Raw genomic sequence first — 26,052 nt, forward strand, 5'->3', positions numbered from 1 at the left:
GGAAAAGAAGACATAAAGGATTTAATGAAAAAGAAAGATTCTTTTAGAGCTTTTCCATTGGCTGCGATTACGGGACACAGCTTATTAAAATTATCTTTACTTTTATCAGCAGTTGATCCTAGCTTAGGGGGAGTTGTTATAGCAGGCGGTAGAGGTACAGGTAAGTCAGTTTTAGCGAGAGGTTTACATTCTTTAATTCCGCCGATAGAAGTAATAGATAATGAATCAATACTTGAAAAATTACGGGATAATAAGACTTCTTTAAGGCCTATAAGTAGAAATTTAGATCCAACAAAACCTGAAGAATGGGATGAAAATATTCATGAGTTAATAGCGAATATGTTTGGGGATGATTATCTTAACCAAATTGAAAATATTCCAAAAAAGATTATACAAGCCCCATTTATTCAAGTTCCAATTGGCATTACAGAAGATAGACTTGTTGGGTCTATAGATGTTGCAGCTTCTTTAAATACAGGAGAACAAGTTTTTCAGCCAGGTATCCTAGCTGAAGCTCATAGGGGTGTGTTGTACGTTGATGATATTAATTTATTGGACGATGGGATTGTAAATTTAATTCTTGAAGCTACTGGTAGAGAACAAAATAATATTGAAAGAGATGGATTAAGTCTTTCTCATCCATGTAGATCTCTTTTGATCGCGACTTATAATCCCGAAGAAGGAGCTTTAAGAGATCATGTATTGGATAGATTTGCAATTGTTCTCTCTGCAGATCAATCTATTGATAATGATCAAAGAGTTGAAATAACAAAATCTGTTTTATCTCATGCAGAAAATAACATCAAGTTTTCAGAAAAATGGTCTGACGAATCTGATAATTTATCAACCCAGTTGATTTTGGCTAGGCAATGGTTGAATGATGTAAAAATTACTGAAGAGCAAATAACTTATTTGGTAAATGAGGCTTTAAGAGGTGGAGTTGAAGGACACAGGTCTGAATTATTTGCAGTGAAGGTTGCCAAGGCAAACGCAGCTCTAAGAGGTGATGAGAATGTTAATTCTGATGATTTAAAAGTAGCAGTAAGATTAGTTATTCTTCCTAGGGCAATGCAAATACCTCCTGAAGATGAAGATATTCAACCTCCTCCACCTGAAGATCAAAATCCACCCCCACCTCAATCAAGTAATGAAGAATCTGAACCTGAATCAAATGAAAATGAGAATGATCAAGAGCAAGAACAACAAGAGGATAATTCTGAGGGGGATGAAGATGCTACTTCGGAAATTCCAGAAGAGTTTATTTTAGATCCTGAAGCATGTATGGTAGATCCTGATTTATTGCTTTTTTCATCAGCAAAGTCTAAAGCAGGAAATAGTGGAAGTAGGTCAGTAATTCTTAGTCAAAGTAGAGGTAGATATGTCCGACCTTTAATTCCAAAAGGTAAAGTAGAGAGAATCGCTGTTGATGCAACTCTAAGAGCAGCTGCCCCGTATCAAAAATCTAGAAGATTAAAAAATCCCGGTAAAACCATAATCATTGAGGAAAATGACTTTAGAGCAAAGCTCCTTCAAAAAAAGGCAGGAGCATTAGTTATTTTTCTTGTTGATGCTAGTGGTTCTATGGCTTTGAATAGAATGCAAAGTGCAAAAGGTGCAGTAATCAGACTTTTGACCGAGGCGTATGAAAATAGAGACGAAGTAGCTCTTATTCCTTTTAGAGGAAATCAAGCAGAAGTTCTTTTGCCTCCAACAAGATCTATTACCGCAGCAAAAAGAAGATTAGAAACAATGCCATGTGGAGGTGGATCGCCTTTGGCTCATGGGTTAACTCAATCAGCCAAAGTCGCAAAAAATGCACTCTCTACAGGAGATATTGGTCAGGTCATTGTTGTTGGAATAACTGATGGCAGAGGTAATGTTCCATTAGGCATATCACTAGGTCAAGTTGAAAATGAAAATGAAGATGAAAATGTGAATTTGAAGCAAGAAGTTTTAGATATTGCAGCCAAATATCCTATGTTAGGAATAAAGCTATTAGTAATAGATACAGAAAGAAAATTTATTGCTAGTGGCTTTGGAAAAGAACTAGCGGAAGCTGCAAAAGGAAAATATGTTCAATTACCAAAAGCTACAGATAAGACAATTGCAGCGATGGCTTTAAACGCAATCAATGAATTTTAAATTTTTATGGATAAATCTCGTTAAGGAATTTAGAAAGCCCAATTGTTAAATCTCTTAAAGATTTTGTTAATTCTTTGTCTTTCATTAAGCCTTCAAAATCATCACTCATATTGTCTAATTTGCCTGATATTGATTCCGCGGCATTTATTGTCAACTTAATATCTTTCAGAGTGTCTTCGTTATCGATGGCAGACAAAATACTGTTTAAATGACCTGCCGCTACTGTAACTTCTTTGATAAGAGGTTTAACTCTTAAAATTTCTTGCTTAGACAAATAAATTAGTTCATCAAGATTTTCTTGTGTTTTATCAAATTGGTCTATTGAATTAACTACATTTTCAATTAGATTTTCTTGATTTGATTCTTTTAGGATTTGATTTATCCTGTTAGTTATGTTTGAAAGGCTAGAAAGCTGCTTTCCAGTAATAGTGTCTCCCTGGCACACAATTAATTCACTATCACATTCTTCTGATATTGCTTTTGCAATATCCTTTGGGATTGTTTTTTGACTGGTTTCTAATGATACTTGAACATCACCTCCTAGAAAAGAATTGGTAACAACTTTTGCAAATGCTGGCTTTGGAAGAATAATTTCAGGATTATTGAGAACGATTTTTGCTTTGATGGATTCATTAGTAAAAAGAATATCTTCAATTGAACCTACTAAAATTCCTCTGTAAGTTACTGGAGATTTTTTTGATAAACCGCTTGCGTTGTTAAATTCTGCGAAAAGATACCAATTCTTTGAAGAAAGTTTTACACCTCTTAACCAGAAGGAAAAAAAAGTAAATATTAATATTCCTCCTAATAAGGAAAATCCTACAATTGAGTCTCGTAAGCTTCTACGCATAATGTTTAAATCTCTTTTGGTTGCATTGGTCCATTAAGGTTTCCATTTCTAAACTGAAAAACGTAAGGATCATTACTTTCTTTAAATTCATCAATAGAACCCGCCCATCTGAATTTACCTCCATAAAGTATCACAACTTTTTCTGAAGTCCTTTCTATAGTACTAAGAACATGACTAACTACAATAGATGATCCATTTGCTTTATTATTTGTCTTATTGATTAAATCTTCAATTCTTGATGAAGCAATGGGATCAAGTCCAGCGGTAGGTTCATCAAAAAGTAATAATGGCTTATTTTTTTTATCTAAGTCTTGTTCTGTTATTAATGCTCTAGCAAAACTTACTCTTTTTTGCATACCGCCACTTAATTCATTTGGAAGTTTTTCCTCAACATCAAATAAACCCACCTCTTGTAAACATTCTCTAACTATTTCTCGAATAGATTGTTTGGATAAATTTTTATTTCTTTGAAGTATAAATCCTACATTTTCTTCAATAGTTAAAGAGCCTAATAAAGCTGGATTCTGAAAAACTAATCTTACATCCGGAGGATGAGTTTGATCTAATCTTAGGTAAGTTTGTTTTTCCCCAAATATGCTTAATTCCCCCTCATTAGGTAAAATTAAACCTGCTAATATTTTTAATATAGTTGATTTTCCAGAGCCTGATGGACCAATAATTGCTAATTTTTCTCCCTCATTTAGTTTTAAATTGACTTTGTCTAGTACATTTTGATCCCCCCAACTAATGGAGAGATTATTGGTTTCTACAGCAGGTTTTGAATTTTTCAAAATTTATAGATTGCAATTTGTCTTTAAATACATATTGCCTACTTTTTAAAAATAAAAAAAGGATGTATGTATTTGATTTATAATTAGTTTAAATATAAACATAAATTTTGAAAAAAAATTTAGAGGGATTTTGATGAAGAAGAGGAAAAAAAGAGTAAAGAGAACTTTATCTTATTTTAAAAAATCAAATTTAGGATTGATAAATAGGATTATAAGAATTTTAAGTTGGCTCTTACCGGGACTGGTAATAAAAAGATGGATGATAACCTCTGCCATTGGATTATTAACTTCATTATTAGGGATTGTAATCTGGACTAATTTAAGGCCCCTTTATTGGTTAATAGCAGTTTTTTTCTGGATAATAGATCAGTTAACAAGTATTTTGCCTATTTCAATATTAGGGCCATTAATATTTATCTTTGGGCTTCTGTTAATTGGAATTGGTCAAAATAGAAGTATCAATTCTATACAAAAAGCGCTTGTCCCAGAGAAGAATACATTTTTAGTAGATGCACTCAGAGTAAAAAGTAAATTAAATAGAGGCCCCAATATTGTTGCTATTGGAGGAGGAACAGGTTTGTCAACCTTATTAAAAGGTTTAAAAAATTATAGTAGTAACATTACTGCAATAGTTACGGTTTCTGATGATGGAGGTAGCAGCGGAGTTTTAAGAAAACAATTAGGTGTTCAACCTCCTGGGGATATAAGAAATTGCTTGGCGGCATTATCAAATGAAGAACCTATATTGACAAGATTATTTCAATATCGATTTTCAGGAGGAAGCGGATTAGAAGGGCATAGTTTTGGTAATCTTTTTTTATCAGCACTAACAACAATTACAGGAAGTTTAGAAAAGGCAGTTCAGGCATCGAGCAAAGTTTTAGCGGTCCAGGGACAAGTTTTACCAGCAACAAATATTGACGTAATGCTTTGGGCAGAACTAGAAGACGGTCAAAAAATATTTGGGGAAAGTAATATAAGCCAATCAAAAAAAATGATTTCTAGGATTGGTTATCTTCCTGAAAATCCATCAGCTCTTCCAAGCGCGCTTGAATCTATAAAAGAAGCAGACTTAATAGTACTAGGACCTGGGAGTCTCTATACTTCTTTGCTACCTAATTTACTTGTCCCAGAAATAGTAGATGCTCTTTTGAAAAGTAATGCTCCAAAAATTTATATAAGTAATTTGATGACTCAACCTGGAGAAACCGATGGACTTGACGTATACCAACACATCAAAGCAATAGAAAAACAATTGTTAAATTTTGGGGTAAAAACCCGAATATTTAATGCAATACTTTCTCAAATTCAATTCGAAAAGTCACCGCTCGTTGATTATTATCAAAGTAGAGGAGCCATACCAGTTGTATGTAATAAAGAAAAATTAATTTCAGAAGGTTATTATGTTTTGCAAGCTCCTCTTTATTCAAGAAAAATTACCCCAACACTTAGGCATGACCCTCGAAGACTTGCGAGGGCAGTCATGTTTATTAATAAAAAATTAAAGAAATTAAATTAATAAATCTAATAGGCATCTTGTAATTCATAAAAGTCAGGTTGAATATAATCTTTTCTTAAAGGCCATCCTCTCCAATCCTCAGGCATCAAAATTCTTTTGGGGTTTGGATGATCTTGAAAGTTGATCCCGTACATGTCATAAGTTTCTCTTTCCTGCCAATCACTCCCTTTGAAAATTTTATAAAGGCTAGGTACAGATAAATCTGAATCTCGATTTAAAAAAACTTTAACTCTAATTTCTTTAATCTCTTCTAATTCTTCAATATCTTGAAGTGAGATTAAATGGTAAAAACTTACAAGACGTTTCCCGGGTCCCTCATCATAACCTCCTTGACACTGTAGGTAATTAAAGCCATATTTTTTTAAAGAAGATATGGCTTCGTATAATTTTTCGGGTTTAACTGAGAGGAGCTCAACACCTATGTGATCGTTTCCTAATGAGTTGTTTGTAATTCCATCTTTATAAAGTCGATTACTTACTATTCCTCTTTGTTCAACTATTTCTTCTGAAGATTTAGATAAATTATTTTGGTCCATTATTTTGTTTCTTCATCAATTAAGTTCTCTTCGATTTTAACTTTTATATTTTCTTCAATCATCTCTAGATCTGAAGACTTAATTGCTTTTTCAGATTTTTTGTTTAAATATTCTCCGGTATTTTCTGAAAAAACAAGTTTCATATCATGTTTGACAGTCAAATACCTGTGAGTTTGTTCAGCTTTATTCCTTTCAAGAATACTTTCATTCCCAACTTTTTTTCTTAATTTAATAACCGCGTCAAAAATAGCTTCTGGTCTAGGAGGGCATCCGGGAAGATATAAATCAACCGGGATTAATTTATCAACCCCTCTTACTGCAGTTGTCGAGTCTGCACTAAACATCCCACCAGTTATTGTGCAAGCTCCCATAGCAATTACATACTTTGGCTCTGGCATTTGCTCATACAATCTCACTAATGCTGGCGCCATCTTCATTGTTACGGTCCCTGCAACAATAAGTAAATCAGCTTGTCTTGGGGAACTTCTAGGTACCAAACCAAACCTGTCAAAATCGAATCTAGACCCTATCAGTGCTGCAAATTCGATGAAACAGCATGCGGTTCCATATAAAAGTGGCCATAGACTACTTAATCTGGCCCAGTTATGAAGATCATCTAAACTAGTCATTATGATATTTTCACTCAAGTCAGTCGTTACTTGTGGAGCACCTAGAGGATTACAGGTTTCTTCTCTAAGCTCTCTAATTGCTTTTGGTGATAGTGAATTGTTCATTTTTTTAACTCCATTCTAAAGCTCCTTTTCTCCATGCATACGCAAGTGCAATAACCAATATTGCGATGAATATGAGAGCTTCAATAAAGGCTAATAAGCCTAATCTATTGAACGCGACAGCCCAAGGATAAAGAAACACCGTTTCTACATCAAATATAACGAATACTAAAGCAAACATGTAGTATCTAATGTTGAATTGAATCCAAGCTCCTCCAATGGGCTCCATTCCTGATTCATATGTAAGTTTTCGCTCACCAGTTCTCCCTTTGGGAGCAACAATTAGGTTGGTAACTAAAGCTAAAATTGGAACTGCAGCAGCAATTATTAGAAAACCTAGAAAATATTCGTAGCCTGGGAGTGAAAACATTTAAAAAAAATAGTGGGAAAATTCGCTTAATTCAGCAAAATCTTTTAGAGTCACTTTAGTTAAATACTAAATCGTGAGTGAAAACATTCAACCATCTTCTGATGATAAACAAATAGTTGAGGATTTAGCTAAGGAAGAATCTTCGGAAAAACTCCCTAAACTTAACAACAAAGAACTTACTATTAATTTAGAACAAAATAGATTCGAATGTAGAAGTTGTGGATATATTTATGATCCTATAGAAGGGAACAAGAAGCTTAATATCCCCAAAAATACTCCTTTTTCATTAATAGACGGTAACATTTTTGCTTGTCCAGTATGCAGGGCAGGTAAAAATTTATATAAAGATATAGGACCAAGAGAAAAACCAAGTGGTTTTGAAGAAAATTTAACTTATGGCTTTGGATTTAATAGCTTGCCACCTGGTCAGAAAAATATTTTAATTTTTGGTGGATTAGCATTTGCCGCGGCATGTTTCCTTTCTTTATACTCTTTGCATTAATATAAGTCCATGAAAAATTTTTTAATTAGCATCCCAAATCTTATTTTATCGCTTACTCTCTGCCTTGTTTTAACCAGCTGTTCCTCAAATGGTGTAAAAATGAGTGAAAGCAGTCCTTGGGAAACAATTCAATTTGAAGATCAGTCAAACGCATTAGACGTGGACTTCATAGATAATAACCATGGATTTCTAGTTGGTTCAAATAGACTGATCATGGAATCAAAAGATGGAGGACGATCATGGGAAAAGAGATCATTAGATATTCCTGCAGAAGAGAATTTTCGCTTGCTTGATATAGATTTTAAAGGTTCTGAAGGCTGGTTAATCGGACAACCTTCTTTGGTAATGCATACTATTGATGAAGGGAAAAACTGGACTAGGTTATCTCTTGGTAAACTTCCTGGCCAACCTTTTTTAGTATCAACTATTAATGAAGGGGTTGCTCAATTAGCAACAACTTCAGCGGCTATTTATGAGACTTCAAATAGTGGTGAAACATGGGAAGCAAAAGTATCAGATCCCTCTGAACAGGGCGGTATAAGAGATTTAAGAAGGACATCTAAAGGAGATTATGTAAGTGTAAGTAGTTTGGGAAATTTTTTCTCTACTCTCGATAGTGGAAGTGATACTTGGATAGCTCACCAAAGAGCAAGTAGTAAGAGAGTTCAAAGTATTGGATTTAATCCAAGTGGGAATTTATGGATGTTATCTAGAGGAGCTGAAATAAGATTTAATGAAGACATTAATGATGTGGAAAAATGGAGCAAACCAATAGTTCCCATTTTAAATGGTTATAATTACTTGGATATGGGTTGGGACCCTGATGGTAATATTTGGGCTGGAGGGGGTAATGGCACTTTAATAGTTAGTAAAGATGATGGTAAGACTTGGAATTCTGACCCTATTGCCTCAGATCTGCCTACTAACTTTATTAAGATTCAATTTCTAGCAAAAGATGAGTTGGATTCTCCCAAGGGATTTATTCTTGGAGAGAGGGGCTATATATTGAAGTGGAATGGTTAATTAAAAAAAATAAAAAAATTCTTAAATTTCTTGTCATTTAACAACTGTCTGTAACCAAGCTGTAAATTTCTCCACAAACATAGTATTTTTCCTTGTAAGATCAAGAAGTAATTAATTGTGATTATGGCCGCAGGTTCAACGGGTGAACGCCCTTTCTTTGAAATAATCACCAGTATAAGATACTGGATTATTCATGCAGTAACACTTCCAGCTATCTTTATAGCGGGATTTCTATTTGTTTACACAGGCTTAGCCTATGATGCATTTGGGACTCCACGCCCTGATAGTTATTTTCAGGCGTCTGAGTCAAAAGCACCTGTTGTAACTCAAAGATATGATGCTAAATCTCAATTAGATTTAAGAACAAAATAATTATGTCAAATTCCCAAGCTCCAATGCAGGCTGTTGAAGTTCGCGTTTATCCTATCTTTACTGTTCGCTGGCTAGCAGTACACGCTCTAGCGATACCTTCAGTATTTTTCTTAGGTGCTATAGCAGCTATGCAATTTATCAGTCGCTAACTTTATCAATCATGCAAGTAAACGAAAATCCAAATAAAGTTCCAGTAGAACTTAATCGTACAAGCCTTTATCTAGGCGTATTATCAGTATTAGTTTTAGGAATTTTATTTTCCAGTTACTTTTTCAACTAAATTAAAATTATGAGTAAATTAAAAGGCCCTGATGGGAGAATTCCCGATAGATTACCTGATGGCAGACCAGCTGTTGCTTGGGAAAGAAGATGGACTGAAGGAACCCTTCCACTTTGGCTGGTAGCTACAGCCGGAGGAATAGCGGTTATTTTTGTATTGGGTATATTTTTCTATGGATCATATCAAGGAGTAGGAGCAGGCTAAAGTATCCATTACTTTTTAGTTGTCTCATATAGTTAATCTAACTCCAATATATGTCTGTTAATATCTTCAGCTTTTCTTTGGTAGAGCTGGGGATATTTTCTTTTGGGGTTATTAAACCATCTTTCAAAGAAAAATGTGATTTGCTTTTAGGTCTATCTCTATCAATAACTTTCGCTATTTCAAAGACAATTTTATTAGCAACTTCAGTATTAGTTCTGAGATTTTCCAAAACCATCTCTACTGATACTTCTTGATGAGTTTGATGCCAGCAATCATAATCAGTAACCATGGATAGTGAAGAATAGGCTATCTCAGCTTCTTTAGCTAATCTTGCTTCAGTGTGATTAGTCATACCTATTATTGAACAACCCCAACTTCTATATAAGTTAGATTCTGCTCTGGTTGAGAAAGCCGGCCCTTCCATTGCTAGATATGTTCCTCCTCTATGTAATTGTCTTCCCCCCGGTATAGTTTTTTCTCCAACATTGGCTAGGATTTCTGATAAATTCCTACAGAAAGGATCACCCATAGTTACATGAGCTACTGCTCCTTCATTAAAAAATGTTGTAGGTCTTTTATGAGTTCGATCAATAAATTGATCGGGAATAACAATATCAAGGGGCCTAATTTGTTCTTGAAGGGAGCCAACTGCAGATGGAGCAATTATCCATCTCACACCAATAGATCGGAGAGCCCAAATGTTAGCTTTGTAAGGGATATCTGTTGGATTGAGACTATGTGTTCTACCATGTCTTGCTATAAAAGCAATTTCTAAGTTGCCAATTTTAAAGAGCCTAATTGAATCAGAAGGTTTACCATAAGGAGTATTGACCTCAAATTCTTCATGACATTCTATTTTGTCAATTGAATAGAAACCACTCCCACCAATTACTCCTAATCTTGATTCTTTAATTGGTAATAAATGCTGTTTATTCATTGTGAAACAAATGACTATTAATCATCTAGTACTAATTGGAGGAGGACATACAAATGTTCTTTTGATGAGAAAATGGTTGATGAATCCTAAATTAATGCCAGAAATACCTATCTCAATTATATCTAGAGATACTGATTTAGTTTATTCGGCTATGTTCCCTTCTGTTATTTCTAAATCAATTTCTTTAAATGATAGCTTAATTGATATAAGATCTCTAGCTAAAAAGGCCAAAATATCTTTCATACAAAATGAAGTATTAAATATTGATTTTCACTTAAAAAAAATTTGTTTAAAAAATAGACCCTCAATTGGTTACTCAAAATTAGTACTTAACTACGGAAGTCAAACCAAAATCTCAGGAGAATTTGAAGATTTAGTCAATAATCAAATTGCTTTCCCTATTAAACCTTTTTTTAAAGCTTATGAGTTAATTAAAAACGAAGATAAGAATGATTCTGAACCTGAAAAACCTTTTATTATTGTTGGGAGTGGTCTCGCAGCAATTGAAATTGCATTTGCTCTAAGAAAAAGATGGGAAAAAAGATCTTTAAAGATTCTTTGCAAAACATATAAAATTGATACTAAAATTTCAAAAAGTTTATATAGATCGAATATAGAACTAGTTAAAAGCCTTCCTGTTGATTATGGAAAGATTCTCTTATGTACAGGAAATTCTTCACCTCTATGGGTACAAAGTTATAATTCAGAATTAGATTCAAAAGGACGATTTTTAACAAATCAGAATTTAAGGTTGAAAAATTTTTCAGGGATTTTTGCAACTGGTGATTGCGCAGTCATAGAAACCTCTAAGAGACCTTCATCAGGAATATTTGCAGTAAAAGCTTTGAATATATTGGCAGCTAATATTCAGCAGGACATAAAAGGTAAATCATTAAAAAGATGGTATCCCCAAAAAATCGGATTGCAAATAGTAAATTCTTATCCTAGGAAGATTCCCAAAGCTTTTGCCTTTTATGGTGATGTTGTGTTTGGGCCTTCTTTTTTTCTTTGGTATCTCAAAAATAAAATAGATGAAGGTTTTATTAAAAAATTTCGTATCTTAGAGCCGAAGATGAATCATAAAATCAGAGAAGGTGAGGAAATGGATTGTAGAGGATGTGCAGCTAAAATTCCTCAAAATATTTTAAATAAATCCTTAAGAAGTGCTCAACTAGAAAATTTTGCAACTTCTCCCGAGGATGCTGTACAAATTTATAATAATAATCAAGAAACTATTCTTCAAAGTGTTGATGGATTCCCCGCATTAATAAGTGATCCTTGGTTAAATGCAAAAATTACTGTTTTGCATGCTTGCTCAGATTTATGGGCTTGCGGAGCAAAACTTTCATCTGTTCAGGCCTTAATATCTCTCCCTAAAGTTGGAAAGGATTTTCAAAGCTACCTTTTTACTCATTGTCTGAAGGGCATAAAAACAACAGTTGAAGAACAAGGAGGTGAGTTGATTGGAGGTCATACTTTTGAGTCAAGAAGTTTAGTTGATAAACCTTATTCTTTAGGAATCGACATTTCTTTAACTGTTCAGGGTGTTTTGAGAAATGGAGCAAAACCATGGTTCAAATCCGGTATGCAAAAAGGGGATATTCTCCTAATGTCGCGACCTTTAGGCGTGGGAATATTTTTTGCTGCTCAAATGCAAAATATAAATTTGAAAGATAGTTCAGAGGAGATAATGAAAAATTTAGTTAAAAGCCAGCAACCATTGATTGAACAAATTTATTTTCTTCAAGATAAGTTTGGAGAAACGTTTATAAATGCAGCAACTGATATAACTGGCTACGGATTTATGGGACACCTTAAAGAGATGATTGATTCATCTAATTTATCAAGGAAAGATAATAACCTTGAACCTATAAATGTCTTATTAGATTTATTAGCATTTAAGGCTTATCCAGGAGTATTTGAGTTAATTCGTAAAGGTGTCAAAAGTTCTCTGTTCGAATCAAATAAAGAAATAATTGATCAAATTCTTTCAGAAAAACCAAAAAATAGAATTATTTCGTTTTCAAAAAAAAATAAAGTTAATAGTGAAAGTTTTAAAGAAAAAATATCATTATTATTAGACCCGCAAACATGTGGCCCACTTTTGATCAGTTGTGATCCTAAGTATGAAAGTTTTTTAAACGATGAATGGTATAAGGTTGGAGAAGTAATAAATTGATAGTCAGTTTCTTTTAATTTTATCGATCTCTATATATCTCAACCTTTTAATTTCATTACCCATTTCTTGCCCCGGATGCCATCCTTCACTTTTTAATGATGCTCCACTTTTCTTTGATTTAATAAATTTATAAATAAAAAGCCATCTAAAAAATGATTTCCAAAATTCCCCCCCGTTGCAAATTAACAATTTAACTGTTTCTTCATCTAGGTTTTTTGTTTCAATAAATTCAGTCCAATTTGAAGGAGTCAAATAGAGAAATTTTTCTTTTTCATTTTCTAATTGATTTGAAATATTTAGGTAATCTTTGAGTATTTTCTTTTCCTTGCTATTAATAAAAAATCTTTGACATGTTAGCTCAAAATTTTCTGAATTTTTTAATAAGTATAGAATATAATTTCCCTTTAATTTTTTAATCCACTTTAAACCCCTTAAAAATTTATTATCAATACTAATATTTTTATTTAAAATAGAAATAACTTCCCAATCATTTAGTAAAGAAACTATTTTTGCAAGATTGTCGTATTTGTATATTTCTGACAATTCCATCCTGATTCTAATACTTATTCCTGGAGGAAATCTAGATTTAGTATCATCGTTAATAACTGCCCATGGCCATCTCTTGACAGTATCTTGAGATTGTTTAAGTGATTTTTTTGAAATTTTAAAACCTAATCTCGATGCATATCTTGCGCATCTTATTATTCTACTAGGATCATCTTGAATACTATTTTCATGCAGCAAATGTAATTCTTTTTCTTTTATATGTTTGATGCCATCAAAGTAATCATAAATTTCTTGCTTTGAGAATTCAAAAGCTATGGCATTTATACTAAAATCTCTTCTTTTTAAATCCTCTTCAATACTTGTATGCTGTACGATTGGATTTAATCCTGGAGCTTCATAGGTTTCTTTTCTTGCAGAAGCTATATCAATTTTTAAATTGTTAATATTTAATTCAACAGTGTCATATATTTCAAACTCTTTTATTAGGCAAAGTTCTACATTTGATATGTTTTTTTTTATGAATTTTGCTAGATCAACTGAAGATCCTTCAGTAACTATATCTATGTCGATTGGGCTGAAAAAAGTCTTTTTATGAATTTTATTGATTAATAAATCTCGTATATAGCCACCTACTATTGCAACTTTAACGTTGCTATGCAATTTAATATAATTAGAAATTATATTAAATAAGTCAAAAGGAATTTTTAATATTGATTGATTTATATGAGCCGAAATATCATTCATTTCAATTTCAGTTTATTGCTCTTATTGGAGCTAATCTTGGGTCTAAAATTTTGCTACCTTTATCTCCAAATTTAACTGCTAACGATATTTTTTCTCCACTACCAAAAATATGTATAATTTCTCCCTTACCAAATTTGGAGTGAATTACTTTATCTCCTATTATCCAACTTTTACCTTTGCTGGGTCCGGAATATAGCTTTCTCACTGCATTGATAGGTTTATTTAAAAATTCATTTGAATTGTTCCTATCTACTCTTGTTAAACGGTCAAGATGTCGATCCCTTCTAATAGAAGCACCACCAGATTGAGGTAATTCGCCATCAATTAATTCCTCTGGTATTTCTGAGAGAAAGATTGACGGAATTGTTGGTTCTCGCATACCTCCCCACAATCTCCTCTCCCTTGCATGTGATAAGAAAACTCTCTCTTTAGCTCTTGTTATACCTACATAGCATAATCTTCTTTCTTCTTCTAGAAGAGAAGGCGTATCAATGGACCTATGGCTTGGGAACAAACCTTGTTCGAGTCCAGTTATAAATACATTTTGAAATTCTAATCCTTTACTGTTATGGAGAGTCATTAAAGTAACAGAGTTGGGATGATTTTTTTTCGTATCATTATCTGTTGTTAAAGCTGCTGTTGACAAGAATCCTTCTACATTTGCATTCTCTGTCTCTTCTTCGAATTGAGTAGCAGCATTTATTAATTCCTGCAGATTATTTCGTCTGTCTTCAGATTCCTCTGAACCAGACCTTAACAATTCATTTAAATAACCGCTTTTTTCTAAAATTAATTGAAGAATTTGAGCAGGTCCTGAGTTCTCTACGTAGCAAAGAAGGTCATTCATCAGGTCTGTGAATTTATTAATGCCCTTTGACGATCTACCTATAGTCTCATCTAAACTTTGTTTGTCATTTATGACCTCCCATAAAGGAATGTTTAACTTAATTGATAGATCACTAAGCTTTTGAATAGTTGTTTTTCCTATGCCTCTTCTCGGCACATTTATGATTCTCAAAAGGCTTACATTATCTGAAGAATTTACTAATACTTTTAAATAGGCAACTGCATCTTTAACTTCTCTTCTGTCATAAAAACGTAATCCGCCAAAGATTGTATAAGGTATTCTCCATCTTACTAGTGATTCTTCTAATACCCTAGATTGAGCCCTAGTCCTATATAGGATTGCGAAATTTCTCCAAATTGGTTGATTATTATAATTGTTTAGAGATCTTAATTTTGTTGTTATTGCTTCAGCTTCAGATATTTCATCATCACAGCTAAGCAACTTTAAAAGTTCTCCTTCTTCCTTTGTAGGCTTTAAAACTTTATCAATTCTTTCAGTATTATTTTCAATTAAAGAATTTGCAGCGTTAAGAATATTTGATGAAGATCTATAGTTTTCTTCTAATTTCACCAAAGATGCTTTCTTATCATTATTAGATGGACCTTTAAAATCTTCTTGAAATCCAATTAATATTCTAAAATCGGCTGCTCTAAAACTATAAATACTTTGATCAGCATCTCCAACAACAAAAATTGATCGATTATTCCATTCGCAAAATTTATTTGGTTTAGTATTACCAGCCGTAATTAATTTGATAAGTTCATATTGTGTCCTATTTGTATCTTGATATTCATCAACTAAAACATGCTGGAATCTTTTATGCCAGTAATCCCTAACTAAATCATTTTGCCTTAATAAAAAAACCGGAAGTAGTAAAAGATCATCAAAATCTAAAGCATTATTTTTAGAGAGAGATATTTTGTATCTTCTATAAGCATCTGCAATAACTTTATCAAAATGATTATCAGCTTTCTCTTCGAGTTCCTTAGCTGTAAAACATTGATTTTTTGCGTTACTAATTGCTCTCTTTATTTTCTTGGGATCAAATCTTTTTGGATCAAGACTCATATCTTGACTAATAATTTCCTTTACCAAGGTCTGAGAATCTGTCTCGTCATAAATAGAAAATTGCCTCGTCCATCTTAACCCTTCAGGATCTTGATATTTTTCAATATCGTATCTTAACAGCCTTGAAAATAGTGAATGAAAAGTTCCTATCCATAGGTCCTTGAGCCTTTCTTGATCAATATTTGTTCTTAATTGGTTTTGATCAAATTCTTTGAGAGTTGCCCAAGGCTGCCCAAATTGATTGAAAGCTAGTTCTTGTGCAAGTAGTACTTGAAGTCTTGCTTTCATTTCTTTTGCAGCTTTATTTGTAAAAGTTACTGCCAAGATATTATGAGGATCTACTGAGTGATTTTCTATTAAATTAGCAATTCGATGAGTAAGAGCCTTAGTTTTCCCACTACCTGCACCTGCTACAACTAGCAGTGGCCCATTGATATGATTGACTGCTTTTAGTTGTGCATTATTTAAAGAGTTAAAAAGGAAGTTGTGAGTTTGAGACACTTTCTGTAGGTTGTATGATCAAAGTTTGAACTTACTTTAATTTGAAGATTGAGTTTTAGACTCTAATTCTTCTAATGCTTTTTTTAAATTTATTAGTTCATTATTATTTTTGATTATTTCTTCGAACTTATTTTGAGGCATTTTTAATTTAATACTTCTTTCAAGAATTTCTTTTTCTAATCTTTTCTTGTAAGAAGAAACAAGTTTTTTTGATAATATTAATTCTTGTTTATCCAAAATTTTTAATCAAAAGTAGTTTTATCTTAGCGAAAAAATTTTTTTATTTACATTATTTTAAATATCACTTCGAAATGAAGTTTTTGATTAAGAACCATTTCGTTTATTTTCAAATGAAATTTTTTTAATTTACTCTGTTCTATAGTGCATAAATAGAAATTTTAAGTTTTTAATTTAGGAATGTCTGTACCAAATAATAATCAAATTTTATCAACCGATAGAAAATTAGAAAATATAAATAATAAAAATATTGAATACATAAAAGAATTTATAAATACTGCAAACTCAAGGTTAGATGCAATAAATTCGATAACAAATAATTCTCACGCAATTGCCGCTGATGCAGTGACCGCAATGATTTGTGAAAATCAAGATTCAATAAATTCAAAAATCTCCATAGATTCCACAAATAAGATGTCTGTTTGTCTAAGAGATGGAGAAATAATCTTAAGGATTGTTTCTTATCTTTTAATTTCGGATGATGAATCGGTTTTATCTAAAAGCTGTTTAAAGGATCTTAAAAATACTTATTTAGCCCTTGGAGTGCCTCTGAAAAATGCAATCCGAGTTTTTGAACTGATGAGAGATGCAACAATTTCTGATTTAAAATCCACAGTTAATGAAATGTCAGGAGAAAAGAGATTTCTTCAAGATTTAATTAGTAACACAGAGTTTCAATTTGAAAGAATAATCAATCTCTTAAAGTAGATATATTTCTTATCTCTGATGCATGTGAGGTTTGTATCACGGTATTGTTTTCTAGATTTCTAATTACTGAAAATCTAGATCTTATATGAGTTGATAAAAAACAAATTCTCTCTTCAGAAATTGTTGTACTGTAAACAGTTTTAATATTTAAGTTGTTATTCCCATCAATTAAATATTCTGAAGATACAATCACCGATTCAGAATATCCCTTATTGCGTATAACAATTCCTTTGTTTTTATCTTTTGGTGAAAATAATAATATAGTCTTATCTTTCTCAATTTTTTGATCCATCTCCCAATCGCTAATAGCCTGCCAACTTATTGATATTGCAATAACAGAAGGTTTAAAACCTAAATTAGATTTTTCTAAAAGTTCAACTACATTTTTATTATTTATTTCTAATTCTTGTATTAATATTCTACTACTTGAATTTTCTACTTCCTGAAAAGCAAGAGAGTGAGTGCTTCTTATGGATTTCCACTCTCCTAAACTTTTTCTTATGAATTCATTAATTGTTATGAGATTCTTCGTCAAGTTTTTCTTCTACTGAATAATGGTTAGCTTTTTGAATCATCCTTACCATTGAATCTACCATTAATCTTTTTGCAGAAGTCACTTTTAAGCCGGAAGGCGTAGTTGATATTTGTTCTCCAGGACGATCGTATGATGTTGGTCTAAATGGAGTCATATAAAATTTTAGAAATCAACAGAATTATATTCTTGCATGAATAGTCATTTTAGATGTTGTTGTTTGCAAAAATGTTATATCTTTTTTCAGGTTTCAGAATTCTTTATTTTTAAATTTTTCTTTTTGCTAAGCCTGAAATAGTAGCTAACGCAAACATACCAAGAAGAGCTATTCCTAAAAATAACCCCGCTCCTTGACTAACTCCAGCTCCAACAGCAACTAAAATGGAATCACTTATTAGAAGGCTTATTAATAAGGCAGGAGTGAATATTTTCCATCGAGTTCCTCCAATACCTATTGCGTAGCTAAGAAAATCAAAAAGTCCAGTCATAAGAAGACCTGTCATTAGAAAGAAATTTTCCTCTAATTGGTTTTGATTAAAACTTTCAATTCTTTTCATTGCTTTTGAACCCACTAACCCACGAACAGGACCACGACCAAAATATCTTGCTATGAAAAAAGCTGCTTGGCAAAAAACGATATCAGAAAAGACAATTGTTATGTAACCTTTCTGGAATCCTAATAAGGAGCCAGCCAGAAGTGAATAGGCTGAGCTCGGTAGAGCAGGTAAAATTATGCTTACTCCCCTAAGAACGAATATTCCAACAGGCGCCCAAATGCCCATACTTTCTACCTTGTCCCTAAGAGGATCAATTCCATAATTTTGGATCAAATAAATTAATACAATAAATATTGCTATAAAAAAAACTACTGAAAGGAATTTCTGAATTTTATTCATTATTTGTCTGACAATTTTTTAAGAAGTAACTTTGGAATTTAATATTTGATTCTATCTATAAAATAAATACTAATCAATAAAATTTTTTACAAAGTTTTAATCTTATAGTCTGCATCCCAATTTATAATTTAAAAACATTTTAGATCCTAAATAAAAATTTATAACTAAAAATTTTAAAGATTTCAACTTATAGATTTATAATTGTGTTCAAAAATTTTATGACTCAAATCAAGACTAAACTTTCATCAATAGTTTCCCAGAATACCTTGGCCTTGATTCTTTCGATAATTGTCGTTTTTAGCATATCAATAAAACAAACATACGCTTTATCTCATGAGTGGGTTGGAGTACCAATTAGTGAATACGGAGAACAATTATGGGATAGAAAAAGTATAAAAAGGAATGAAGATGGCTCTGTAAGAGTATTGAGCAAATTCATTCCAAAAACTAAAAGCGAAATTACTCAAGATATCCTTTATACAATGGATATAAATTGTTTTGAGAAATCCTTTAGGGATGTTGATGTTTTTACCGATGAGGCTAATAGCCGCTTAAATAATTTAGCTGATTGGAAAGATCCAAATGGAGATCAACTGATTTTAGGTGTTATTGGTCAAGTATGTAGAGTTGAAAACTAAGATTTTAATTTAGAAATATTTTAATAAAACCATACTTTGGAACAGTTCTTGAAGGAAATAAATCTTAGTCGAACGGAATCCTTATTTCTTTTGAAATTATTCAAATAATATATTTTGACTTCAATTTATATGAATTTTGACTTGATTCATCCACCGCAAAATCGTTCTGTTTCCATGACATTTTTATTGTAAAAAAAAATTATTAGATAATATCTGTTTTATGAAAACAGTAAAGATACCACCTTACTTAGTAATAGAGCCTTCAAAGGAGGTAATCTTTTATGTGCCAAACAAGTCTAATGATTTAAAGGATATTGATTCTTGGATAAAAGAACTAAATCTTACGGATTACAGCGGGATGATTATAAATAGTAAATGTATGTTCAATAGATTGAAAAACAAGGAATGTAACTAGAACAGTTTTTAGAACAGTAAATAGAACATCAGAAATCTTTTTGTAACTAGAACAGTTTTTGGAACAGTAAATAGAACATCAGAAATCATGTGTAAGCCATAGTAGTACAAAAATCAACAAAAATTTATTTGGAACTGACTTGATATACAAATTCTCAAAAAATTGTTTTTGATTCTAATAAATATTCCTCCTATTACTAAAGGGGAATTACTATTATCTAATTATTTTGAGTCATATATTCAATCTATAATGAATCTATAAATAATAAAAACCCAGTCTTTGACTGAGTTTGAAGGTGCCAGGACCCAGATTTGAACTGGGGACACGGCGATTTTCAGTCGCCTGCTCTACCAACTGAGCTATCCCGGCTCTAACTTATATACTCTAAATTAAGATGTGTAGTTTGTGAAACCCTTTTCATTAAAATTTTATATCTTGATTAAAGAAATAACAAATGAATACTATTTTTTTATATCAATTGCTAATTCTGAAGTTCCTAATGAACTTTTTTGCTCGAAACTATGATGATATTAGTAATTTTTCTCTTATTACTATCCACTGGGGACTTTTTAACATCTAATAATCCCTATTTTTGGAATGAAACTGTAAGTAAACATATTTAATTTTTATTATCCTTTTAATTCAATTTCAGCTAGACCTTCGAATAATGTATGCAAATAACATTAGTCTTCAACTGGTCTAGGGATAAGTATAGATTCTATACAAGGGTCATTACTCGAAATTTTTCATCTCTACTATGGAGTGGAAATAGTTAGATGATTTCTTTCAATTATTTATTTGTCTACTAAAATCTTTTATTTCGAAATCAGAAAAAAGTTCAAATAAAATTCCATTTCTAGGATTTGAGGCGACTCCGTATATCCAATCCTCAAATTTGTAATGATCTTTTTTAATAATAGCGATTGCTAAATTTACAATATCGCTTTTTATCTAAATAGGTAAACAATTTAGAAGCTTTTCAAAAAAAGTAATTCAAGAATCGGTATTTTTAATGACTTTTTAAATTTATTATGGATATTGTTACACCACTATTCCTAAAATTTAAACCCCAAAAAAATCATCTCGCATAAATTTTTACAAGAAATCTTTTGAGGCCTCTACTAGCTGGGCTGCTTTTACTTCTACACTTTCCCAAGGAAGGTTTAGATCATTTCTACCAAAATGTCCATAGGATGCAGTCTTTCTGTAAAATTCCCCACCCAATTTTTTGGGTAGATTTCTTAAATCAAATTCTTTTATTATTGCTGCGGGCCTTAAATCAAAATTGTTTTCTATTAGCTCTTTCAAATTATCTTGAGAAATAACACTAGTTCCAAAAGTGTCAACAAGAATTGAAATTGGTTTTGCAACTCCAATAGCGTAACTTAATTGTACTTCCGCCTTTTTTGCTAATTTTGCTTTTACAATGCTTTTAGCTACATAACGTGCTGCATAAGCGGCTGATCTGTCAACTTTTGTAGGATCTTTACCTGAGAATGCGCCACCTCCATGCCTCGCATAGCCACCATAAGTATCCACAATTATTTTTCTCCCAGTGAGTCCCGCATCTCCTTGAGGTCCTCCGACAACAAATTTACCTGTGGGGTTTACCAAGAATCTTGTCTTTTCCTTGCTTGGTTTGATTTCTAAATCTTCAGTTACCGGTAAAACAACATTGATCCATAAATCATCTGTTATCTTTTGACGAATTTCTTTCTCATTTATGATGCCATCAATCTCGGCTCTGTGCTGAGTTGAAATTAAAATGGTGTTTATTGAGACAGGAACCCCTTTTTTGTAATCAATACTTACTTGGGTCTTTCCATCAGGGAGGAGATATTCAAGCACGTTCTCATGCCTTACTTTTGCAAGCTGTCTTGCTAATCTGTGAGCCAAGCTAATTGGTAATGGCATTAATTCAGGGGTTTCATCGCATGCATAGCCAAACATTATCCCTTGGTCCCCGGCACCAGTATTATTTTCCAAATCCTCATTCAGATCATCTGCTTCATTTACTCCTTGGGAGATATCAGGTGATTGCTCATCAAGAGCTACTAAAACTGCACAGCTATTTGAGTCAAAGCCTCCCGCTTTTGCACCTTCATAACCAATTTCTTTAATTACTTTCCTTACAAGTTTTATATAATCGAGCTTTGCTCTTGAGGTGATTTCACCTGTAAGTAAACAAAGACCAGTATTTACTACTGTTTCGCAGGCCACTCTACTTTCTGGATCCTCTTTCAATAAAGCATCTAAAACTGCGTCACTTATTTGATCACATATCTTGTCAGGATGACCCTCAGTAACGGATTCAGAAGTAAAGATAAAATCGCTCATTTATAATTTTAATAATTACTTTTAATCCTAATTTAAATTGCAAATATTAATCAATAGTTATTAAGTTGAAATTACATTAAACATTTGTATTTGTTGTTAAGACAATTAGCACTTAAAAAATTATTCACTTTCAGGAATATCTGCTGTTTGCTCATCATTCTCATCAGTTTGCTCAAGTAACATTTGCTTATATTTTGCAGCCATTTCTTCAGCTTTGTCAAAAACTTTTTGTGGGTCGGTTAACATATCTCCTGGTTCAGGTTCTAAAGCTTTTGTTGATAAGGATATTCTCCCTCTTTCTGAATCTAAATCTATTATCATCACTTTCATTTGATCTGTTACATTCAATACATTATGAGGAGTTTCAATATGTTCATGACTAATTTCAGATATATGTAGAAGACCACTTACACCTCCGATATCAATAAAAGCACCATAAGGTTTTATTCCTTTTACAGAACCTACAACTACTTCACCGACTTCAAGCCTATTCATTTTTTTCTCAACTAAAGCCCTTCGGTGACTTAGAACTAATCTGTTTCTTTCTTCGTCTACTTCCAGAAATTTCAAAGGTAAATATTCTCCCTCTAAATCTTCTTTTATTTTCCTTGCACTGATATGAGATCCAGGGATAAAACCTCTTAATCCCTCAACTCTAACTAAAGCACCCCCTCTATTAGTTGCGAAAACCTCAGAATATATGGTGGCATCCTCTTTTTGTAATTGTCTTACTCTTTCCCAAGCTCTTTGATATTCTATCCTTCTAATTGATAATGCTAATTGACCATCTTCATTCTCTTCACTCATTATAAAAAATTCTCTACTTTCTGAAGGCTGCAAAACATCACTAAGTCCTTCAACTCTATTTATTGATACTTCTTGCATAGGCATAAAAGCAGCAGTCTTAGCACCGATATCTATCATCGCTCCTTTAGGCTCTAATGCAAAAACCGTACCATTAACAAGATCCCCAGGTTTGAAATTGTAATCATACTTTCCTAGTAATGATGCAAAATCTTCTTGAGTAAATCCTGCACTATCAAGATCACTATTTCTTCTACTTGATGAAGAATCTGCAGAGGGAATATCCTTGGACTCAAATGATAAGTCTTCAATTTTTGGAGTTTCTGAAGTATTTTCTTTTACAGTTGAATTTTCAATTTCTTTATCGTCTGAAATTTCTTTTATGGTTTCGGAAGAATTTTCAATCATTTGTTAAAACGCAGACTACCTGGGGTAGTTAGATAGGATTACTTTTAGCCTGCAAACTAAAGAGCAATTTATTGTATTTAATATTCTACACTTTAATATGCTTAATTTATAAAATTGAAGCTAATTCATTTTTTGAACTGCCTTTTAGAGATTCGAGAGTTGAAACAAAGTCTTTTACCCCATTAAACTTCCTATATACTGATGCGTATCTTATGTAAGCAACTTCGTTTTCTTTCCTTAAGCCTTTAAGAATTAATTCTCCAATTTGAGAGGATTTAATATCTTTATTTGAGTCTTGTATTATTTGCGATTCAATAGAGTCAACAAAATCAATAATCGCTTCTCTAGAAAATGTTGTTTTTTCGCATGCTCTAGAAATCCCAGTAACTAATTTATCTTTATTAAATAATTCTCTGCTCCCGTCCTTTTTCAGGACAGAAATTGGCATCGTCTCAACTCTTTCATAAGTAGTAAATCTAAAGCTGCAATTTAAACACTCTCTTCTTCTTCTTACACTTTTTCCTGTATCAGCAGATCTTGATTCTAAAACTCTGCTATCTGTATTTTGACAGGTCGGACACTGCATATAGTGAATTAATACAATCTTTACCTCTAATAGTAGATTAATATCACGATTATGAAAAGTAGTAAAAAAAAACCCTCCTAAATTATGGAGGGTTTTTTACTTTATTTTCTATCGAATTTAGGTGGATCTCTAAAAGCGACTGCAAAAAATAGAGTAACAACTGCGAGAGTTAAAATAAGAACGTAAGCAAATGCTTCCATAAGAAATAATAATAAAGTTTAATTTAAACCCTTCCTGGGATTCTTCTGGTGGTTTCGTCACCAAGTTTCTTAAAGAGACCAAACTCAACTTGATCTCCTATCTCAGCGTCAATACCAGCGAATCTATCTTTATAGAGGGTTCTAGAGGCGTGCCACCAGTGTCCAAATAGGAATAGTAATCCGAAACATAAATGTGCATATGTAAACCAAGCTCTTGGAGAACTACGGAAAACACCATCAGATTTATAGGTTTCTCTATCAAACTTGAATGCCTCTCCTAACTGAGCTTTACGGGCTAGTCTTTTAACCACAGCTGGGTCTGTAAATGTTTGACCATTAAGATCACCACCATAAATTGTAGCTGTGATGCCAGTTTGTTCAAAAGAATACTTTGCTTCAGCTCTTCTAAATGGGATATCAGCTCTTACATTACCCTGTTTATCTTCGAGAATAACGGGGAAGTTTTCAAAGAAATTAGGAATTCTTCTGACTTCTAAGTCATTGCCTTCTTTATCTGTGAATACAGTATGCCCCTGCCATCCTGTGGGTAATCCATCTCCATTTACAAGAGCTCCAACCCTAAACAATCCTCCTTTTGCAGGACTATTTCCTACATAGTCGTAGAAAGCTAACTTTTCAGGAATTGCAGCATATGCTTCTTCCCTAGTCGCTCCGTCATCAATAGCTGCTTGTACTCTTCTATTAATTTCAGTTTTGAAGTAACCAGAGTCCCATTGGTATCTTGTAGGGCCAAATAATTCTACAGGCGTTGTTGCAGATCCATACCACATTGTTCCAGCGACAACAAAAGATACAAAAAGAACAGCAGCTAAAGCGCTTGCTAAAACACCCTCTAAGCTTCCTAACCTTAATGCTTTGTAGAGCCTCTCACCTGGTCTATTAGTAATATGGAAAATTCCACCTATAATTCCAAGAAGCCCGGCTGCAATGTGATTTGCAACTATACCACCAGGATTGAACGGATTAAATCCATCGGCTCCCCATGATGGTGCAACGGGTTCTACATGACCTGTTAAACCATATGGGTCAGAAACCCAAATGCCTACATTTGCACAGTGAAAAGCTCCAAATCCAAAACAAGTAATTCCAGCTAAAAGAAGGTGAATACCAAATATTCTAGGAAGATCAAGAGCAGGTTCTCCTGTTCTTTCGTCTTCCCATAGATCTAAATCCCAATATGTCCAATGCCAGATCGAAGCAAGCATTAGCAGTCCACTAAAAACGATGTGGGCTGCAGCAACACCTTCAAAGCTCCAGAATCCTGGGTCAACTCCTGTAGCACCAGTAATATCCCATCCGTTCCAACTACTAGTGATTCCTAATCTTGCCATGAATGGCATGACATACATCCCCTGTCTCCACATTGGATTGAGAACAGCGTCTGAAGGATCAAAAATGGCTAATTCATATAGAGCCATTGAGCCGGCCCAGCCGGCTAATAATGCAGTATGCATGAGATGCACAGCTAGTAGTCGACCGGGGTCGTTGATAACTACTGTGTGAACTCGATACCAAGGCAATCCCATCGGTTAAATTCTTGTGACGATGCTGAATGAACAGCTAAACATCATGATATTAGGGTTTTTTTTGACTTTGAGAGAGTTTTGTAAATAAATTAATTTTCTTAGTAAAACTAGTCAGATACAACTGCACAACTGCATTATTAGGGAATTTTCAACAAAAATATGTTAATATTTTGGTCACAATTCTCAAGGTAAAACGCCAAAATAGTTGAAAATAACAAAAAAAAATGACAACTATCAGATTTATCCGAGAAGGAGTGGACATCAAATGCAAACCTGGAGAAAATTTGAGAGAGTTAGTAATTAAAGAGAAATTACAACTTTATGGATTAAAGGGATTATTAGGCAATTGTGGGGGAGTTGGCCAATGTAGTACTTGCTTTATTTCTTTGGAAGGAGGAACGAAAAATTCGCTTAGTCCTATTACTGCAGTTGAACAGGAAAAACTCAAAAATAGACCTGAAAACTGGAGGCTTGCTTGTCAAACCCTAATAAGTTCATCTGCGATAATACTCACTAAACCTCAATCTCCTCCACCAAATTTGAAAGAATTGAAAGAATCAGCTGAAAATAAAAAACTACCTAGATAAATTGTTTAAGACTGTTAATGAGTTAGTGTAATTTTCCGACTTTTCCACTTAATT

30 protein-coding genes and 1 tRNA gene are annotated in these 26,052 nt (G+C 32.9%); 13 read left to right on the forward strand and 18 right to left on the reverse strand.

Annotated features, from left to right (window positions below; translation table 11 throughout):
* Window positions 1-24 precede the first annotated feature (24 nt).
* Window positions 25-2,142 (forward strand): magnesium chelatase ATPase subunit D, encoded by a 2,118-nt coding sequence (gene bchD, locus P9515_RS01585; RefSeq protein WP_187146040.1) that lies wholly within the window; start codon window positions 25-27, stop codon window positions 2,140-2,142.
* A gap of 4 nt (window positions 2,143-2,146) precedes the next feature.
* Here the strand turns inward: bchD and P9515_RS01590 are convergent, their stop codons facing one another.
* Window positions 2,147-2,992: an MlaD family protein gene (locus tag P9515_RS01590; RefSeq protein WP_011819640.1), complete on the reverse strand. Its 846-nt coding sequence runs from the start codon at window positions 2,990-2,992 to the stop codon at window positions 2,147-2,149.
* Window positions 2,993-2,997: 5 nt separating this feature from the next.
* The gene (locus tag P9515_RS01595) at window positions 2,998-3,783 is read right to left on the reverse strand and encodes an ABC transporter ATP-binding protein (RefSeq protein WP_011819641.1); all 786 of its coding nucleotides are present in this window, start codon (window positions 3,781-3,783) and stop codon (window positions 2,998-3,000) included.
* Window positions 3,784-3,916: 133 nt separating this feature from the next.
* On the opposite strand from P9515_RS01595, the gene P9515_RS01600 reads away from it, so the two are divergent.
* Complete coding sequence (locus P9515_RS01600; RefSeq protein ID WP_011819642.1) at window positions 3,917-5,302, forward strand: gluconeogenesis factor YvcK family protein; 1,386 nt, start codon at window positions 3,917-3,919, stop codon at window positions 5,300-5,302.
* A gap of 5 nt (window positions 5,303-5,307) precedes the next feature.
* On the opposite strand, the gene P9515_RS01605 is transcribed toward P9515_RS01600, so the two are convergent.
* From P9515_RS01605 to P9515_RS01615, 3 genes are read right to left on the reverse strand one after another with little or no spacing between them, the layout of a single operon-like run.
* Window positions 5,308-5,838, reverse strand: coding sequence for an NAD(P)H-quinone oxidoreductase subunit J (locus tag P9515_RS01605; protein ID WP_011819643.1), 531 nt, complete (start codon window positions 5,836-5,838; stop codon window positions 5,308-5,310).
* Entirely contained in the window at window positions 5,838-6,572 is a 735-nt protein-coding gene (locus P9515_RS01610) for an NADH dehydrogenase subunit K (protein WP_011819644.1), read from the reverse strand. The genes P9515_RS01605 and P9515_RS01610 overlap by 1 nt, the downstream gene beginning before the upstream one ends.
* Before the next feature lie 4 nt (window positions 6,573-6,576).
* Window positions 6,577-6,939: an NAD(P)H-quinone oxidoreductase subunit 3 gene (locus tag P9515_RS01615; RefSeq protein ID WP_011819645.1), complete on the reverse strand. Its 363-nt coding sequence runs from the start codon at window positions 6,937-6,939 to the stop codon at window positions 6,577-6,579.
* Window positions 6,940-7,012: 73 nt separating this feature from the next.
* On the opposite strand from P9515_RS01615, the gene P9515_RS01620 reads away from it, so the two are divergent.
* From P9515_RS01620 to P9515_RS01640, 6 genes are all read left to right on the forward strand, one after another.
* Window positions 7,013-7,441 (forward strand): rubredoxin, encoded by a 429-nt coding sequence (locus P9515_RS01620; protein ID WP_011819646.1) that lies wholly within the window; start codon window positions 7,013-7,015, stop codon window positions 7,439-7,441.
* Window positions 7,442-7,450: 9 nt separating this feature from the next.
* A complete protein-coding gene (locus P9515_RS01625) occupies window positions 7,451-8,464 on the forward strand; it encodes a photosynthesis system II assembly factor Ycf48 (RefSeq protein WP_011819647.1) in 1,014 nt (337 codons plus the stop codon).
* A 123-nt stretch (window positions 8,465-8,587) separates the two neighbouring features.
* Window positions 8,588-8,836 carry a cytochrome b559 subunit alpha gene (gene psbE, locus P9515_RS01630; RefSeq protein WP_011819648.1) on the forward strand — a complete coding sequence of 83 codons (249 nt, stop codon included), beginning with the start codon at window positions 8,588-8,590 and terminating at the stop codon, window positions 8,834-8,836.
* A gap of 2 nt (window positions 8,837-8,838) precedes the next feature.
* Window positions 8,839-8,985: a cytochrome b559 subunit beta gene (gene psbF, locus P9515_RS01635; protein WP_011819649.1), complete on the forward strand. Its 147-nt coding sequence runs from the start codon at window positions 8,839-8,841 to the stop codon at window positions 8,983-8,985.
* 11 nt (window positions 8,986-8,996) lie between these two features.
* On the forward strand, window positions 8,997-9,116 hold the full coding sequence (locus P9515_RS09265) for a photosystem II reaction center protein PsbL (RefSeq protein ID WP_011819650.1): 120 nt from the start codon (window positions 8,997-8,999) through the stop codon (window positions 9,114-9,116).
* Between the two features lie 9 nt (window positions 9,117-9,125).
* Window positions 9,126-9,320, forward strand: a complete 195-nt coding sequence (locus tag P9515_RS01640) for a photosystem II reaction center protein J (RefSeq protein ID WP_011131937.1) — start codon at window positions 9,126-9,128, stop codon at window positions 9,318-9,320.
* A 37-nt stretch (window positions 9,321-9,357) separates the two neighbouring features.
* On the opposite strand, the gene mtnP is transcribed toward P9515_RS01640, so the two are convergent.
* Complete coding sequence (gene mtnP / locus P9515_RS01645) at window positions 9,358-10,257, reverse strand: S-methyl-5'-thioadenosine phosphorylase (protein WP_011819651.1); 900 nt, start codon at window positions 10,255-10,257, stop codon at window positions 9,358-9,360.
* 10 nt (window positions 10,258-10,267) lie between these two features.
* On the opposite strand from mtnP, the gene selD reads away from it, so the two are divergent.
* The gene (selD, locus tag P9515_RS01650) at window positions 10,268-12,436 is read left to right on the forward strand and encodes a selenide, water dikinase SelD (RefSeq protein ID WP_011819652.1); all 2,169 of its coding nucleotides are present in this window, start codon (window positions 10,268-10,270) and stop codon (window positions 12,434-12,436) included.
* Between the two features lie 3 nt (window positions 12,437-12,439).
* Here the strand turns inward: selD and P9515_RS01655 are convergent, their stop codons facing one another.
* From P9515_RS01655 to P9515_RS01665, 3 genes are read right to left on the reverse strand one after another with little or no spacing between them, the layout of a single operon-like run.
* Window positions 12,440-13,687 carry a tRNA nucleotidyltransferase/poly(A) polymerase family protein gene (locus P9515_RS01655; RefSeq protein ID WP_011819653.1) on the reverse strand — a complete coding sequence of 416 codons (1,248 nt, stop codon included), beginning with the start codon at window positions 13,685-13,687 and terminating at the stop codon, window positions 12,440-12,442.
* A 7-nt stretch (window positions 13,688-13,694) separates the two neighbouring features.
* Window positions 13,695-16,103 (reverse strand): UvrD-helicase domain-containing protein, encoded by a 2,409-nt coding sequence (locus P9515_RS01660; protein ID WP_011819654.1) that lies wholly within the window; start codon window positions 16,101-16,103, stop codon window positions 13,695-13,697.
* A 36-nt stretch (window positions 16,104-16,139) separates the two neighbouring features.
* Complete coding sequence (locus P9515_RS01665; protein WP_011819655.1) at window positions 16,140-16,340, reverse strand: hypothetical protein; 201 nt, start codon at window positions 16,338-16,340, stop codon at window positions 16,140-16,142.
* A gap of 180 nt (window positions 16,341-16,520) precedes the next feature.
* On the opposite strand from P9515_RS01665, the gene P9515_RS01670 reads away from it, so the two are divergent.
* Window positions 16,521-17,048, forward strand: a complete 528-nt coding sequence (locus P9515_RS01670) for a globin family protein (protein WP_011819656.1) — start codon at window positions 16,521-16,523, stop codon at window positions 17,046-17,048.
* On the opposite strand, the gene P9515_RS01675 is transcribed toward P9515_RS01670, so the two are convergent.
* The 3 genes from P9515_RS01675 to P9515_RS01685 form a co-directional block, all read right to left on the reverse strand.
* Entirely contained in the window at window positions 17,032-17,583 is a 552-nt protein-coding gene (locus P9515_RS01675) for a phycobiliprotein lyase (protein ID WP_011819657.1), read from the reverse strand. The genes P9515_RS01670 and P9515_RS01675 overlap by 17 nt on opposite strands.
* Window positions 17,558-17,737: a hypothetical protein gene (locus P9515_RS01680; RefSeq protein ID WP_011819658.1), complete on the reverse strand. Its 180-nt coding sequence runs from the start codon at window positions 17,735-17,737 to the stop codon at window positions 17,558-17,560. The genes P9515_RS01675 and P9515_RS01680 overlap by 26 nt, the downstream gene beginning before the upstream one ends.
* 109 nt (window positions 17,738-17,846) lie before the next feature.
* On the reverse strand, window positions 17,847-18,476 hold the full coding sequence (locus P9515_RS01685) for a TVP38/TMEM64 family protein (RefSeq protein WP_041710547.1): 630 nt from the start codon (window positions 18,474-18,476) through the stop codon (window positions 17,847-17,849).
* Window positions 18,477-18,694: 218 nt separating this feature from the next.
* On the opposite strand from P9515_RS01685, the gene P9515_RS01690 reads away from it, so the two are divergent.
* Both P9515_RS01690 and P9515_RS01695 read left to right on the forward strand, forming a co-directional pair.
* Complete coding sequence (locus P9515_RS01690) at window positions 18,695-19,114, forward strand: hypothetical protein (RefSeq protein ID WP_011819660.1); 420 nt, start codon at window positions 18,695-18,697, stop codon at window positions 19,112-19,114.
* Window positions 19,115-19,334: 220 nt separating this feature from the next.
* Complete coding sequence (locus P9515_RS01695) at window positions 19,335-19,529, forward strand: hypothetical protein (protein ID WP_041710548.1); 195 nt, start codon at window positions 19,335-19,337, stop codon at window positions 19,527-19,529.
* Between the two features lie 296 nt (window positions 19,530-19,825).
* On the opposite strand, the gene P9515_RS01700 is transcribed toward P9515_RS01695, so the two are convergent.
* The 6 genes from P9515_RS01700 to psbB all read right to left on the reverse strand — a co-directional run bounded on the left by P9515_RS01700 (window position 19,826) and on the right by psbB (window position 25,411).
* Window positions 19,826-19,898, reverse strand: a tRNA-Phe gene (locus P9515_RS01700).
* A gap of 726 nt (window positions 19,899-20,624) precedes the next feature.
* Window positions 20,625-21,866, reverse strand: coding sequence for a methionine adenosyltransferase (metK, locus tag P9515_RS01705; RefSeq protein WP_011819661.1), 1,242 nt, complete (start codon window positions 21,864-21,866; stop codon window positions 20,625-20,627).
* A gap of 120 nt (window positions 21,867-21,986) precedes the next feature.
* Complete coding sequence (locus P9515_RS01710) at window positions 21,987-23,078, reverse strand: 30S ribosomal protein S1 (RefSeq protein ID WP_011819662.1); 1,092 nt, start codon at window positions 23,076-23,078, stop codon at window positions 21,987-21,989.
* Window positions 23,079-23,184: 106 nt separating this feature from the next.
* Window positions 23,185-23,664, reverse strand: coding sequence for a transcriptional regulator NrdR (nrdR, locus tag P9515_RS01715; RefSeq protein WP_011819663.1), 480 nt, complete (start codon window positions 23,662-23,664; stop codon window positions 23,185-23,187).
* Window positions 23,665-23,765: 101 nt separating this feature from the next.
* Entirely contained in the window at window positions 23,766-23,864 is a 99-nt protein-coding gene (locus P9515_RS09270; protein ID WP_011131951.1) for a photosystem II reaction center protein T, read from the reverse strand.
* A gap of 23 nt (window positions 23,865-23,887) precedes the next feature.
* On the reverse strand, window positions 23,888-25,411 hold the full coding sequence (psbB, locus tag P9515_RS01720; RefSeq protein ID WP_011819664.1) for a photosystem II chlorophyll-binding protein CP47: 1,524 nt from the start codon (window positions 25,409-25,411) through the stop codon (window positions 23,888-23,890).
* Window positions 25,412-25,635: 224 nt separating this feature from the next.
* On the opposite strand from psbB, the gene P9515_RS01725 reads away from it, so the two are divergent.
* Window positions 25,636-25,998: a 2Fe-2S iron-sulfur cluster-binding protein gene (locus P9515_RS01725; RefSeq protein WP_011819665.1), complete on the forward strand. Its 363-nt coding sequence runs from the start codon at window positions 25,636-25,638 to the stop codon at window positions 25,996-25,998.
* The last annotated feature ends 54 nt before the right edge of the window (window positions 25,999-26,052 follow it).

Source organism: Prochlorococcus marinus str. MIT 9515 (assembly GCF_000015665.1).
Taxonomy (GTDB): Bacteria; Cyanobacteriota; Cyanobacteriia; order PCC-6307; family Cyanobiaceae; genus Prochlorococcus_A; species Prochlorococcus_A marinus_P.